This is a genomic window from Cedecea sp. (assembly GCF_036500665.1).
In the GTDB taxonomy this organism is placed as follows: Bacteria; Pseudomonadota; Gammaproteobacteria; order Enterobacterales; family Enterobacteriaceae; genus Cedecea.
Genome location: NZ_DASYBS010000118.1, coordinates 17,013 through 31,744 on the forward strand (window position 1 = coordinate 17,013; position 14,732 = coordinate 31,744).

10 protein-coding genes are annotated in these 14,732 nt (G+C 56.9%); 8 read left to right on the forward strand and 2 right to left on the reverse strand.

The genetic code is table 11. The annotated features are described in order from the left end of the window. Nucleotides 1–25: 25 nt before the first annotated feature. The 5 genes from arcD (at nt 26) to ridA (ending at nt 4,393) form a co-directional block, all read left to right on the forward strand. Nucleotides 26–1,495, forward strand: coding sequence for an arginine-ornithine antiporter (arcD, locus tag VGM55_RS20245; RefSeq protein ID WP_331636463.1), 1,470 nt, complete (start codon nt 26–28; stop codon nt 1,493–1,495). Nucleotides 1,496–1,650: 155 nt separating this feature from the next. Continuing rightward, nucleotides 1,651–2,130 (forward strand): arginine repressor, encoded by a 480-nt coding sequence (locus tag VGM55_RS20250; RefSeq protein WP_154188423.1) that lies wholly within the window; start codon nt 1,651–1,653, stop codon nt 2,128–2,130. 267 nt (nt 2,131–2,397) lie between these two features. Further along, complete coding sequence (gene pyrB / locus VGM55_RS20255; RefSeq protein WP_154188422.1) at nt 2,398–3,330, forward strand: aspartate carbamoyltransferase; 933 nt, start codon at nt 2,398–2,400, stop codon at nt 3,328–3,330. Between the two features lie 16 nt (nt 3,331–3,346). Next, nucleotides 3,347–3,808: an aspartate carbamoyltransferase regulatory subunit gene (gene pyrI / locus VGM55_RS20260; RefSeq protein WP_061277820.1), complete on the forward strand. Its 462-nt coding sequence runs from the start codon at nt 3,347–3,349 to the stop codon at nt 3,806–3,808. A 198-nt stretch (nt 3,809–4,006) separates the two neighbouring features. Continuing rightward, nucleotides 4,007–4,393 (forward strand): 2-iminobutanoate/2-iminopropanoate deaminase, encoded by a 387-nt coding sequence (ridA, locus tag VGM55_RS20265; protein ID WP_331636464.1) that lies wholly within the window; start codon nt 4,007–4,009, stop codon nt 4,391–4,393. A gap of 202 nt (nt 4,394–4,595) precedes the next feature. On the opposite strand, the gene VGM55_RS20270 is transcribed toward ridA, so the two are convergent. Beyond that, complete coding sequence (locus VGM55_RS20270) at nt 4,596–6,986, reverse strand: beta-N-acetylhexosaminidase (RefSeq protein WP_331636465.1); 2,391 nt, start codon at nt 6,984–6,986, stop codon at nt 4,596–4,598. A 115-nt stretch (nt 6,987–7,101) separates the two neighbouring features. Next, complete coding sequence (gene mgtA / locus VGM55_RS20275; protein ID WP_154188418.1) at nt 7,102–9,819, reverse strand: magnesium-translocating P-type ATPase; 2,718 nt, start codon at nt 9,817–9,819, stop codon at nt 7,102–7,104. 465 nt (nt 9,820–10,284) lie between these two features. On the opposite strand from mgtA, the gene treR reads away from it, so the two are divergent. The 3 genes from treR to treC all read left to right on the forward strand — a co-directional run bounded on the left by treR (nt 10,285) and on the right by treC (nt 14,480). Further along, nucleotides 10,285–11,232: a trehalose operon repressor TreR gene (gene treR, locus VGM55_RS20280; protein WP_331636466.1), complete on the forward strand. Its 948-nt coding sequence runs from the start codon at nt 10,285–10,287 to the stop codon at nt 11,230–11,232. Nucleotides 11,233–11,351: 119 nt separating this feature from the next. Then, entirely contained in the window at nt 11,352–12,770 is a 1,419-nt protein-coding gene (gene treB, locus VGM55_RS20285; protein WP_038478582.1) for a PTS trehalose transporter subunit IIBC, read from the forward strand. 51 nt (nt 12,771–12,821) lie between these two features. Beyond that, entirely contained in the window at nt 12,822–14,480 is a 1,659-nt protein-coding gene (gene treC / locus VGM55_RS20290) for an alpha,alpha-phosphotrehalase (RefSeq protein WP_331636469.1), read from the forward strand. Nucleotides 14,481–14,732 lie beyond the last annotated feature (252 nt).

A 14,732-nucleotide genomic window follows, 5' to 3' on the forward strand; every position in this document is an offset into this window, starting at 1 on the left:
GCATCGTGCAGCGGGAGAAAAGGAAATGGCCGATGTTACCCATGAAGGTGCCACAGACACCTCCACAAGTAGTGAGAAGAAACTCGGACTCAGCGCGCTGGTTGCGCTGGTTATAGGCTCTATGATCGGCGGCGGGGTGTTTAGCCTGCCGCAAAACTTTGCTTCGGTAGCCTCACCCGGCGCGCTGCTGATAGGCTGGGCGATTACCGGCGTAGGCATGCTTTGCCTGGCGTTTATTTATCAGAATCTCAGCGCCCGCTGCCCGGATCTTGACGGCGGCGTTTACAGCTATGCCCGCGCCGGGTTTGGCGATTTTATCGGCTTCCAGTCTGCCTGGGGCTACTGGTTCTCGGCCTGGCTCGGCAACGTCTCCTATGCCGTATTGCTGTTCAGCGCCATGAGCTTCTTCATGCCGGTTTTTGGCGACGGAAACAACCTGCCGTCGATTATCGGCGCCTCCATCGTGCTTTGGTTAGTTCATGCCCTGGTGCTTCGCGGGGTGCGCGAAGCCGCCTATATCAACACGATTCTTACCGTGGTGAAGGTCATTATCCTGCTGGTGTTTATCGTCGCGGTGCTGATTGCCTTCCGGATTGGCGTGTTCACGGCGGATTTCTGGGGCCGCATGATGCTGGTCGAAGGCGCACGCCCGGAAATTTTCGAACAGGTGAAAAACACCATGCTGGTGACCACCTGGGTGTTCATCGGCATTGAAGGGGCGACCGTCGTTTCCGCCCGTGCCGCAAAACGTGAGGATATCGGTAAGGCCACGGTTATTGGCCTGCTGGGTGCGCTGGCGATTTACGTTCTGGTCAGCGTGCTGTCGATGGGCATTCTCGGTCAGGCAAGCCTGGCCGGATTGAAAAACCCGTCCATGGCCGGCGTGCTGGAAAGCGTAGTCGGGGCGTGGGGCGCTAAGTTCGTTGCTGGTGGAGTGATTCTGTCGGTAGCCGGGGCACTGCTGGCCTGGACGCTGTTCGCCGCAGAATTACCGCGCGTTGCCGCTATTGACGGTATTTTCCCCAAAATTTTTGCAAAAGAGAACGCTCGCCATTCCCCCTCATTTTCGCTGTGGATCACCAACGGTTTAATTCAACTCTTCCTGATCCTCACCCTGTTTTATGCCGCGGGCTATCAGGCGCTTTTCTCGATCGCCACGGCAGCGATTTTACCGCCCTATCTGTTCAGTGCGGCCTACGGGCTGAAGCTTGCCTGGACCGGAGAACGCTACGGGCAGGGAGAGTCGCGCACCGCAGGCCTGGTGCTTGGCCTGATTGCGACGGCTTACGGCTTCTGGCTCTGTTACGCCGCCGGTGACTCAATGTTGCTGAGCTCGCTGCTGTTTACGCCAGGGATTCTGGTGTTCCTGTGGCAGAAAAAATCTCAGGGTCAGCCGCTGCTGAAAAGCTATGAGCTGGCGATAGCGATTGCCATTCTGGCGCTGGCTGCCTGGACATTAAAACTGGTGATAAGCGGAAATTTACAGATAGCCTGACGACATTAACGCCACATTAGTGGCGTTAAGTTCTTTAATTTAACCGATTGACGATATTTTTAAACGATAAGATCGGCAAAGGCTTTTCTATCAAACGGTTTCAGACATCAACCATGCCTGGTAACGCACCAGCAATCAAAGGAGTGGTGAATACCATGAGGATCTCCCGACTCTCGTCCGAGAAAGAGCAGCGCCAGCTTGAGCTGTGCCAGAAGCTAATTATTCACAAGAGTTATCACTCCCAGGAGCAGTTGCGCTGTGATTTGAAACAGCACGGCTTTGAGGCTATCAGCCAGTCCACCGTCTCCCGCCTGCTTAAACTGCTGGGCGTCATCAAATTGCGCAATGCCAAAGGGCAAAAGATCTATGCCCTCAGCCCGATGACCCTGCCGCAGCCGAATGCGGCGCGCTCGGTGGCCGAAATGGTTATCAGCGTTGAGCACAACAGCGAGTTTGTGATGGTTCATACGGTATCCGGCTACGGCAGAGCGATAGCAAAAATACTCGATCATCACGCCATCTCTGAGATTTTGGGCGTAGTCGCCGGCAGTAGCGTGGTGTGGATTGCCCCGCGTGAGGTCCATAAAACACCGCAGGTACATCGCCGTATTATGCGCACGCTGGGTTTAGCATAGGCTCGCCGCAACCGATTGCAGCGCCCCTAAAAAGTGTGATTTTAGCGCTTGCAGAGAACACTCACGCGCGTATAATGCGCCACAATTTGCCGGGAGGAAGCATGGTTTACTGTGTTCAAAAAAATGTCGCAGCTCGACGTCTGAAAACAGACGCGGCAGGGCGTTTTTCTTCCCGTTGCACCGTCGAATGTCTAAATTCCCAAATTGCTAAGGCCCCTCGTTGAGGGGCCTTTTTTTTGCCCGTCGGCCCGAGAACAGGAGAGAAACATGACTAACCCGCTCTATAAAAAACACATCATTTCCATCAATGATCTCAGTCGTGAAGAACTTGAACTGGTGCTGGCAACCGCGGCAAAGCTGAAGGCCAATCCACAGCCAGAGCTGCTGAAGCATAAGGTCATCGCCAGCTGCTTCTTTGAAGCATCCACCCGCACCCGCCTCTCTTTTGAAACCTCCATTCACCGCCTGGGCGCTTCGGTTGTGGGTTTCTCCGACAGCAGCAACACGTCGCTGGGTAAGAAAGGTGAGACGCTGGCCGACACCATTTCGGTTATCAGCACCTACGTTGACGCCATCGTCATGCGCCACCCGCAGGAAGGTGCGGCTCGCCTGGCCACCGAGTTTTCAGGCGAGATCCCGGTCCTGAACGCAGGCGACGGCGCCAACCAGCACCCGACGCAAACCCTGCTGGATCTGTTCACCATTCAGGAAACCCAGGGCCGCCTGGAAAACCTGAATATCGCCATGGTCGGTGACCTGAAGTATGGCCGCACCGTGCATTCTCTGGCCCAGGCGCTGGCGAAGTTCAACGGCAACCGCTTCTATTTCATCGCCCCGCCCGCGCTGGCGATGCCGCAGTACATCCTCGATATGCTGGATGAGAAAGGGATTGCCTGGAGCCGCCATGAGTCCATCGACGAGGTGGTGGGTGAGCTGGACATTCTGTACATGACCCGCGTGCAGAAAGAGCGTCTCGACCCGTCAGAGTACGCCAACGTTAAGGCACAGTTTATCCTGCGCGCCGCCGACCTGACCGGCGCACGCAGCAACATGAAGGTGCTGCACCCGCTGCCGCGCGTGGATGAGATAACCACCGACGTAGACAGCACGCCGCACGCCTGGTACTTCCAGCAGGCGGGTAACGGTATTTTTGCTCGCCAGGCGCTGCTGGCGCTGGTTTTGAATCGCGAACTGGTTTAAGTGAGAGGACAATAAGATGACGCACGATAATAAATTGCAGGTTGAAGCCATCAAGCGCGGCACCGTTATCGACCATATTCCGGCTCAGGTTGGCTTTAAGCTGCTGACGCTGTTTCAGCTGACCAAAACCGACCAGCGCATCACCATCGGCCTGAATCTGCCATCCCGCGAGCTGGGCCGCAAAGATCTGATTAAAATTGAGAATACTTTCCTGACCGACGAGCAGGTGAACCAGCTGGCGCTGTATGCCCCTAACGCGACGGTGAACCGCATCGACGAATACGAAGTCGTGGGTAAAAGCACGCCAAGCCTGCCGGAACGTATTGAGAAAGTGCTACTCTGCCCGAACACCAACTGCATCAGCCACAACGAGCCGGTAGCGTCTTCGTTCGCCGTGAAGCAGCGCGCCGACGATATCAGCCTGAAGTGCAAATATTGCGAGAAAGAGTTCGCCCGTCACGTCGTGCTGGCAGATTAACGAGCGACTAATGACAAGCAAGCTCCCATCCCTATACCCTAAATAATTCGAGTTTCAGGAAGGCGCCAAGGCCGCGAATCCCCAGGAGCATAGATAACTATGTGACTGGGGTAAGCGGATGTAGGCAACGCACATGCAACTTGAAGTATGACGGGTATATAATGGGCGGGAGTTTATATCCAATACTGAGGAGAGAGAATGTCACGCACGCTTAGCACGGAAAACGCACCGGCCGCTATCGGTCCTTATGTTCAGGGCGTAGATCTTGGCAGCATGGTAATCACTTCAGGGCAGATCCCGGTGAACCCAAAAACCGGCGAAGTGCCGGAAGACGTAGCCGCTCAGGCCCGTCAGTCCCTCGAAAACGTGAAGGCTATCGTTGAGTCCGCGGGTCTGAAAGTGGGCGACATCGTGAAAACTACCGTGTTCGTTAAAGATCTGAACGATTTCGTGACCGTGAACGCTACCTACGAAGCCTTCTTCAACGAGCATAAAGCAACCTTCCCGGCTCGCTCCTGCGTGGAAGTGGCTCGTCTGCCAAAAGACGTGAAAATCGAAATCGAAGCTATCGCCGTTCGCCGCTAATTCGCCGCAGCGCTTTTGCTTCTGGCCCCGCTTTCACGGGGCTAAATTGATGACAAACAGCCGAAAAACGTGGTTTTCGACTGTTTGGCGCAAACCAGAGAACATAATGCATTGCTTCTATTAGACCGGCGTTTGGGCTTTTTAGACCAATGAATGTTGTCAGTAGCCGCTGGCCCCGCTTTCACGGGGCTATTTTCTTACCTTACTTCACAACAGCCCGCAGCAGTTTTTCCAGCGGATAAACCGCCGCAATCACCACTTCATCTCGAGTCTGCGCCGCAGCATCCAGCTGAGCCTGAATGGCCTTAAGCTCGTCATCGTTGAGCGAACCTTGCTTCGCCACCAGATCCGTCAGCCTCAGGCCCAGCCCGGCAAGCTTATCCACATCCTCTGCAACCGGCTTGAGCGGTTTCAGCACGTAGTTGCCGTCGATCAGCGCCAGTACATCCGGGGTATTGCTCTGCCAGCGAGAGAAGATATGGCGCAGCGCCTCCGCACTGTTGCTGTCTTCCGGGTCGGCAATCAGTTTATCCACCCAGCTATTAATTGCCCTCACCTGGCCGCTTTCTGCCCCCAGAGCGTCGGCAAAGCGGTTCAGCGGCTCAAAGTGATTGTAGTTTCCGGCCTGGAACTTCAGGTGCTGACGCGTGTAATACTGCGCGGGTTCAATCGCCTGAGCGAGGATCTGCAGCGGCATGATTTCCGGCGTACCGGCAAGGCGCGTCAGCTGCGTGACGGATTCGGTGTGCTGACGCAGGCCAACCGACACCGTCGACCAGGCGTCAATCGCCTGCATACGCTGGTACATGTTGTCGACGTCGGTCACGTCTTTAGACGACCACAGACGCTCAGCAACCGCAAAGGTGCGCGGCCAGAGCTTGATGTCCAGCAGCGGGGAGATTACGTTTTCCGCCCACAGGGCCGCTTCGCCACCGAGAATATTGCTCATCTGCGCTTCGGTCGGAACAACAGGCTGTTTGCCGTCCGGAACACCTTCCAGCTTCTGCCCGGTGGCCGGATAGCGCACGTTGCCCACGAGGAAGTAACCATTAAGTTTGTCGTTTTCCAGCGTGACCACCGGGCGCGTTTCGCCCATCCAGGTATCCACCGTGAAGGTCACCTGGGTCGGATTAAGCCACTTCACATCGTGGACCGCGCGGCGGGATTTGCCCTTGAAGTCGATGAATCCGCGCCAGCCGCCTTCACTTTTCACCAGCGTGAAGCTGCCTTCCACCGCGCTGCCTTTCAGGCGAGGCATGCTGAAGAACCAGCTTTGCGCGCTGTCGGCTTCGCTAATATGATCCACGCCGTTCAGCCCCACCGGCAGAACTTCATTGCGGTAGTGATAGGCGGTGGATTGCGGCTGATCGAGATAAAAGCCCGTCGACAAAATGCCTTTGTAGCCGTTAGCCGCAATCGCGCCTAGCGAATCCTGTCCCTGCCAGGACTGGATCAAGATGTTCTTCGGCAGATCCGGATGATAAATCTCGTCCCAGCCCATCATCTGACGCTTATGTTTTTCGAGGATCTTCTCCAGCCGCTGGTTGAAGTAGGTTTGCAGCGCGTGGGAGTCCGCCAGATTATGCTGCTTCATAAACTGCTGGATGGCAGCGTTTTCTTTCCACTGGCTGTCGTCTACCTCATCACCGCCGATATGCAGATAACTGTCGGGGAAAATAGCGGTAACTTCGCCAATTAGCGTATCCACAAACTTATAGGCGGCTTCGTTAGCCGGGTTCAGCAGCGGTTTCAGAACGCCCCATTTGCGCTCCATCTGGTAAGGCCCAGGCGCGCTCATCAGCTCCGGGTAAGCCACCGCCAGCGCTGAGCCGTGCCCGGGCAGGTCAATTTCCGGCACCACGCGAATACCCAGCGAGGTGGCATAACGCACAACCTGCTTCATCTGTTCCTGAGTGTAGAACTGCCCGTCGCTCGCCAGCTGCTGCAGCTTCGGATAATGAGTGGAAGCGAAACGCCAGCCCTGATCGTCCGTCAGGTGCCAATGGAAAACGTTCAGCTTGGCGGCGGCCATACCGTCCAGCTGACGCAGAATGTCGTTCACCGGCATAAAGTGGCGGGCCGAGTCGAGCAGCAGCCCACGCCAGGGGAAGCGCGGCACATCTTTAATGTCTACATAAGGAATCGACGTATTCTGCGGGCCATTTTGAATCAGCTGCAGCACGGTTTCCATGCCGCGCATCGCGCCAAAGCGCGTGTTCGCGGTGAGCTTCACGCCGTCCGCCGTCACGCTCAGCTCATAGCTTTCATCGCTGTCCGCCTTTGGTAACGGGTCAACCGCTTTGCGGATTTGAATAGCGATAGTCGGTTTTGCCGGATGAGCTTCTGCGGGCTGAAGCTGCCAGCCGGTTTGCAGGCTAATACGCTGACGCCAGCGCTCGACTGCGCCGGGCAGCTTATCGCCGCTGATGTTGATTGAGAGAGCGTTAGTGAGCGCGAGGCTATCCTGGGTTGCCGGGAGTTCTACCTGCTGCGGCCAGGGCATCAGCGGTAGCTCTCCGGCGGGTGCGGCCTGAGCCTGGCAGGCAACAACGATACCTGCGGCCAGCAGGCTAAAACGGAGTGATTTAAGCATGGACTTTCCTTTCACATGACGGGCCAGAAAACAGCAAAAACAATCTGTTATCACGTGAAGGATTTTTCAGCAAGGCGGCGGCGAGACGTGGATCACATCTCGCCATTTTTTGATCTTATTGCCAGCCGTAGCGGCGGCTGTAGAAGCCTTTAACGGCCTGAGTCAGCATCACATATCCCCCGAGGATCAGCACCAGCAGCGGGAAGTAGCTCAGCGGTAGCGCCTGCAGGTGGAGGTACTCCGCCAGCGGCGAGAACGGCAAGGCAATCCCGAGCGCCATGACCAGCAGCGTCATCATCATCAGCGGCCACGCCGGACGGCTTTGCAGGAACGGAATGCGGCGGGTACGGATCATGTGCACAATCAGGGTTTGCGACAGCAGGCCTTCCACGAACCAGCCGGACTGGAACAGCGTTTGCGCTTCCGGAGTGTTGGCTTTGAAAATCCACCACATCACACCGAAGGTCACGATATCGAAAATGGAGCTAAGCGGCCCGAAGAACACCATAAAGCGGCCAAGGTCAGCCGGGTTCCAGCGCTGCGGCTGTTTGATTTGCTCATCATCGACGTTATCAAACGGAATCGCGACCTGAGAGACATCGTACATCAGGTTCTGGATCAGCAGGTGAATCGGCAGCATCGGCAGGAACGGCAGGAAGGCGCTGGCCACCAGCACGCTGAAGACGTTACCGAAGTTGGAGCTGGCGGTCATTTTGATGTATTTGAGCATATTGGCAAAGGTACGGCGACCTTCGATAACGCCCTCTTCCAGCACCATCAGGCTTTTTTCAAGCAGGATAATGTCGGCGGCTTCGCGGGCGATATCCACCGCGCCGTCGACGGAAATACCGATATCCGCCGCGCGCAGGGCCGGAGCATCGTTAATGCCGTCGCCCATAAAGCCCACGACGTGGCCTTCACCGCGCAGCAGGCGCACAATGCGTTCTTTGTGCATCGGCGTCAGGCGGGCAAACAGCGTGGTTTGCAGCGCCACGCGCGCCAGCACGTCATCACTCATCTCTTCGATGTCGCTGCCGATGACCAGGTCACCGACTTCCAGACCCACTTCACGGCACACTTTCGCCGCCACCAGCTCGCTGTCGCCGGTCAGGATTTTAACCGCAATACCGCTGGCCTTCAGCGCCTTCAGCGCTGGAGCGGTAGTCTCTTTCGGCGGATCGAGGAACGCAATGTAGCCTTCGAGGATCAGGTCAGACTCATCCACGCGGCTGTAGTCTGCGCTGCGGGCAGGCAGGAATTTGGTCGCAACGGCGACAACACGCAGCCCCTGGCTGTTCAGCGAGTCGGTGACGCTGCGAATACGTTTCAGCATCCCTTCGCTGAGCGGGACAATCTCATCGCCGTGGCGCACGTGGGTGCAAACGTTGAGGATCTCCTGCAGCGCACCTTTGCAGATAAGCTGGTGTACGTCTGTCTGCTCGGAGACCACCACCGACATGCGGCGGCGGTCAAAGTCGAAGGGGATTTCGTCCACTTTATGCCAACGGGCAACTGCCGTGCGGGCGTGGTCGGCATCAACGCCTTCAAGTACCGCCACGTCCAGCAGGTTTTTCAGGCCGGTTTGATAGTGGCTATTCAGCCAGGCGGTATGCAGAACGCGATCGCTTTGCTCGCCAAAGATATCCGTATGGGTTTCCAGCACGATGCGGTCCTGCGTCAGGGTGCCGGTTTTATCGGTACACAGGATGTCCATCGCGCCGAAGTTCTGGATAGCATCGAGGTGTTTGACGATAACTTTTTGTTTCGACAGCTTCACCGCCCCGCGCGCCAACGTGGAGGTCACGATCATCGGCAACATTTCCGGCGTCAGGCCCACCGCCACTGAGAGCGAGAACAGCGCCGCTTCCCACCAGTCGCCTTTGGTGAAGCCGTTGATCAGCAGCACCACCGGCACCATCACCAGCATAAAGCGGATCAAAAGCCAGCTTACGCGGCTGATCCCACGCTGGAAGGCGTTTGGTTCGCTTTCCTGCTGGGTGACACGCCCGGCCAGCTGCCCGAACCAGGTATTGCCGCCGGTGGCGATAATCATCGCCAGCGCCGTGCCGCTGACCACATTCGTCCCCATAAAACAGAGGTTATCGCATTCCAGCGGGTTGTGCTGATCCTGCTGGCGGCTGACGGCGACTTTCTCAACCGGCAGCGATTCCCCGGTCAGCGAAGCCTGGCCGACGAACAGGTCACGCGCCTGCATCACGCGCAGATCGGCCGGGATCATGTCGCCCGCCGCGAGCTTAACGATATCGCCCGGCACCAGCTGGTCCAGTGGCACTTCGACGTAGGCATATTCACCCTGCTCGTTGATAACGCGCAGCACGGTTGCGGTGTTGCTGACCATCGCCTTCAGCGCATCTGCCGCGCGGGTGGAGCGGGTTTCCTGAATGAAGTTCAGCAGCGTGGAAATCACTACCATCAGGGCAATAACGCTTGCGCCAAACAGGTCGTCTTCCGTGGCGTAGGAGAAAATCCCTAGCGCCGTCAGCAGCAGGTTGAACGGGTTACGATAGCAAACCCAGAGATGGACAAACCACGGCGCCGGTTTCTGCGCCGGGATCTGGTTCAGGCCGTGAGCTTCACGCGCCTTTTCCACTTCGCGCTCGTTGAGCCCTTCCGGATGGCTGCCAAACTCAATATAGAGCTGCTCTTCGCTGGCGGCGGCATATTTCAGGCAGGCCTGAGTCAGCGTGGCCGGGATATCTGCCGCTTTCGCCACGACGTTGCCATCAGGCATAGGGTCACGCTGCACCAGACGGCGAGGCAGGTGGCGGCTCAGCTGGGACATCAGCTGACGGGTGAGGTTTTTAAATTGCATAAACGTCCTTAGCACCGTCATGAGCGGTACCTAAGTTTCCTGCAGGCACGGCAAGGCCTCACCGGGCAGGAGAGCATCAACAAGCAGGGACGTTAAAAAGAAGCGTACGTCACTGCCTTACAAAACCGGTAAGGCAGCGGGCGTTAACCTGTGGCTTACCGGAAAATTCCTGTTACTTCAGGGTGAGGACTGGGATCGGGTTCCATGTCATCTCCGGTAGCGTTGAAAGAGAAATAGCATTACGCCTTCTGGCATAATGAGAATGCCAGGTATACTACGCCCGCAAAACTAAACCTTTTGTAAACCAGATTTTACCCATAGCAAGTTCGGCATACGGGATTAAAGTTTTACGCTTCCTAAGTATAATTCTGATTACAGCCAGAGGGTGAAAACGTGACAATATTTACCCGCGCAAGCCGGTTCGTCGTACCGCTTGAACCGTGATTACCAGGAAAAACAGCAACAATGCACAGCCGCCTGACCATTAAAGATATCGCCCGCCTGAGTGGCGTCGGGAAATCAACCGTTTCTCGCGTATTGAACAATGAAAGCGGCGTCAGCGCCCGCACGCGTGAACGGGTTGAGGCGGTGATGCAGCAGCACGAGTTCTCCCCTTCACGCTCCGCGCGAGCCATGCGTGGGCAAAGTGACAAAGTAGTCGCCATTATCGTGACCCGCCTTGATTCCCTGTCGGAGAACCTGGCGGTGCAAACCATGCTGCCCTGCCTTTACGAACAGGGCTACGATCCCATCATGATGGAAAGTCAGTTCTCACCGGAGATGGTTGAGGAGCATCTGGGGATGCTGCGCCGCCGTAATATCGACGGCGTGATTCTGTTTGGCTTTACCGGCATCAGCGAGAAAATATTGCAACCCTGGCGCTCCACCCTGGTGCTGATGGCGCGAGACGCCAGCGGCTTCGCCTCGGTGTGTTATGACGATGAAGGCGCCATTCAGATCCTGATGTCGACGCTTTACCAGCAGGGCCACCGTGACATCAGCTTCCTCGGGGTGCCGCACGGCGACGTGACCACCGGCTACCGCCGCCATCAGGCCTATCTCGCTTTTTGCCACGACCACGATATTACCCCTCATGCGGCCCTGCCTGGCCTCGCCATGAAGCAGGGCTATGAACATGTGATTGAAGTACTGGCGCCAAAAACCACCGCCCTGCTATGCGCCACCGACACCCTGGCACTGGGGGCGAGCAAGTACCTTCAGCAGCAGAACCGCAGCGATATACAGCTGGCGAGCGTGGGGAATACGCCGCTGATGAAGTTTCTGCATCCTGAAATTATTACGGTGGATCCCGGCTACGCCGAGGCCGGTCGGGCCGCGGCCTTACAGCTGATCGGGCAGATTTCGCAGGACCAGCAGCTGCGGCAAATCGTCATTCCAAGCCATCTTCAATAAACGTCCAGGATCGGGATTATTGTGATCTTCGCCCGGTTTCGGGAACGTTCCCATTTTCGCTAAATAGATTCCCGGCTACCCTTACTACAGGTCATTACCTCCTACCCAGGGTGTTACTTATGAGCAAAGTAAAACAACAAGACATCGATAAGCTGATCGAACTGGTTGGCGGACGCGAGAATATCGCCACCGTCAGCCACTGTATTACCCGACTGCGTTTTGTACTGAACCATCCCGAAAATGCCCATCCTAAAGAGATCGAAAACCTGCCAATGGTGAAAGGCTGCTTTACCAACGCCGGCCAGTTCCAGGTGGTTATCGGTACCGATGTGGATGATTATTACAAAGCGTTGATTGCCACTACCGGGCTCGACTCCGCCGACAAAGAGCAGGCCAAAACGGCGGCCCGCCAAAACATGAAATGGCACGAACAGCTGATCTCGCACTTCGCGGAGATCTTCTTCCCGCTGCTGCCAGCGCTGATAAGCGGGGGTTTGATCCTCGGCTTCCGTAACGTGATTGGCGACCTGCCGATGAGCAACGGGGAAACCCTTGCCCAGATGTATCCGGCGCTGAAAACCGTGTACGACTTCCTGTGGCTGATTGGCGAGGCTATCTTCTTCTATCTGCCGGTGGGTATCTGCTGGTCTGCGGTGAAGAAAATGGGCGGGACGCCGATCCTCGGCATCGTGCTGGGCGTCACGCTGGTGTCACCGCAGCTGATGAACGCCTATGAGCTGGGCAGCAAGATCCCGGAAGTGTGGAACTTCGGCTGGTTCACCATCGAGAAAGTCGGCTACCAGGCACAGGTTATTCCTGCGCTGCTGGCGGGCCTGGCGCTCGGCTTCATTGAAACACGCATGAAACGCATCGTGCCGGATTACCTTTACCTGGTTATCGTGCCGGTCTGCTCGCTGATCCTCGCCGTATTCCTGGCGCACACCGTGATTGGGCCATTCGGCCGCATGATCGGTGACGGCGTTGCGTTCGCAGTTCGTCACCTGATGACCGGCAGCTTCGCCCCTGTTGGCGCCGCGCTGTTTGGCTTCCTGTATGCACCGCTGGTTATCACCGGCGTTCACCAGACCACGCTTGCCATCGACATGCAGATGATTCAGAGCATGGGCGGCACGCCGGTCTGGCCGCTGATTGCGCTGTCTAACATTGCGCAGGCTTCTGCGGTTGTCGGCATCATTATTTGCAGCCGTAAGCAGAACGAGCGTGAAATCTCCGTCCCGGCGGCTATCTCAGCCTATCTCGGCGTCACCGAGCCGGCGATGTACGGCATCAACCTGAAGTATCACTTCCCGATGCTGTGCGCGATGGTAGGTTCCGGCCTGGCCGGCCTGCTGTGCGGACTGAACGGGGTCATGGCGAACGGCATCGGCGTTGGTGGCCTGCCGGGCATTCTGTCCATTCAGCCTAAGTTCTGGGGCATCTACGCTATTGCGATTGTTATTGCGGTCATCGTACCGATTGTTCTGACCTCTGTGGTGTATAAGCGCAAATTGCGTCAGGGCACGTTGTTGGTGGTTTAATTCGATTTACCGGGGGGCAGCAATGCCCCCTTCAGCTAGCAGGAATCCGCTATGAATATCACTCCTCCGTGGTGGCAGCACGGCGTCATCTATCAGATTTACCCAAAGAGTTTTCAGGACACCACCGGCAGCGGCACCGGCGACCTGAAAGGCGTGATTAAGCGTCTGGATTACCTCAAGACGCTGGGCGTCGACGCCCTCTGGATTACGCCGTTTTATGTCTCACCTCAGATAGATAACGGTTACGACGTCGCCAACTACTGCGCCATCGACCCAACTTACGGCACGCTGGAAGACTTCGACTTACTGGTCGCTGAAGCCCACCAGCGCGGCATTCGGCTGGTGCTCGATATGGTGTTCAACCACACCTCTACCGAGCACGACTGGTTTAAGCAGGCACAGGATAAACACAGCCCGTATCGCGAGTTCTATATCTGGCGCGACGGCACGCCGGATGTTCTGCCGAACAACTGGCGCTCTAAGTTTGGCGGCAACGCCTGGCAGTGGCAGGCGGAAACCGGGCAGTATTACCTGCACCTGTTCGCCCCCGAGCAGGCCGATCTCAACTGGGAGAACCCGGAGGTTCGCGCCGAGCTGAAAAAGGTCTGTGAGTTCTGGGCCAACCGCGGAGTGGACGGCCTGCGTCTCGACGTGATTAACCTGATCTCCAAAGATCAGCAGTTCCCGAATGACGTTGACGGAGGTGATGGCCGCCGTTTTTACACCGACGGACCGCGCGTTCATGAGTACCTGCAGGAATTCAGCCGTGATGCCTTTAAGCCGCTCGGCCTGATGACCGTCGGCGAGATGTCCTCAACTTCGCTGGATAACTGCCAGAAATATGGCGCCCTCGACGGCAGCGAGCTGTCGATGACCTTTAACTTCCACCACCTGAAGGTCGACTATCCGGGCGGCGAGAAATGGACGCTGGCAAAACCAGATTACGTGGAGCTGAAGTCCATTTTCAACCACTGGCAGCAGGGCATGCACAACGTAGCCTGGAACGCGCTGTTCTGGTGTAACCACGACCAGCCACGCATTGTTTCCCGTTTTGGCCACGAAGGCGAGCTGCGCACAACGTCGGCGAAAATGCTGGCGATGGTGCTGCACGGCATGCAGGGAACGCCGTACATTTACCAGGGCGAAGAGATTGGGATGACCAACCCACATTTCTCCAGCATCGATCAGTATCGCGATGTAGAAAGCCTCAATATGTTTGCCGAGCTGCGCACGCTTGGGCGCGACAGCGACACGCTGATGGCCATCCTCGCCAGCAAGTCACGCGACAACAGCCGCACGCCTATGCAGTGGAATGCGGGCAACAATGCAGGCTTTAGCGAAGGCACGCCGTGGATTGGCCTGTGCGATAACTACCAGACGGTCAACGCCGAAACGGCGCTGAAAGACAGCGACTCGGTGTTCTATACCTACCAGCGGCTGATCAAGCTGCGTAAGGCAGAGCCGGTGCTGACCTGGGGTGACTATCAGGATCTGCTTCCGGAGCATCCGCTGGTCTGGAGCTACAGCCGGCAACACGAAGGGCAAACGCTGGTGGTTGCCGCTAACCTCAGCGGTGAAGCACAGTGGCTGCAGCTGGAAGGCCATGACGGTGAATGGGAAGTGCTGATGAGCAACTACTCTAACGCAGCCGCTACACCAGGTGAGATGAGCCTGAGGCCGTTTGAGGCGGTGTACTGGGTTAAGCGTTAACCTGGTACTTGCTCTATTTATGCAGAGCAGGCGAATATTCCGTTCACTTCAAATACAGTTTCACATGCCGCCATCGAACCGGTGAACGTCTCGGGAGAATCGCCGTCATTCCCCCGAGACCCCGGACTCCCGGCCAAATAAATCGACCGCTAAAGCGGCAGACCTCCGTTTTATCTCCCAGTCCTGGGTCGGCTGAGATGCGTTCCCGACGCTCTCAGCCTCCGGCCGTTCCCGACGTCCGGACCCTGGCCA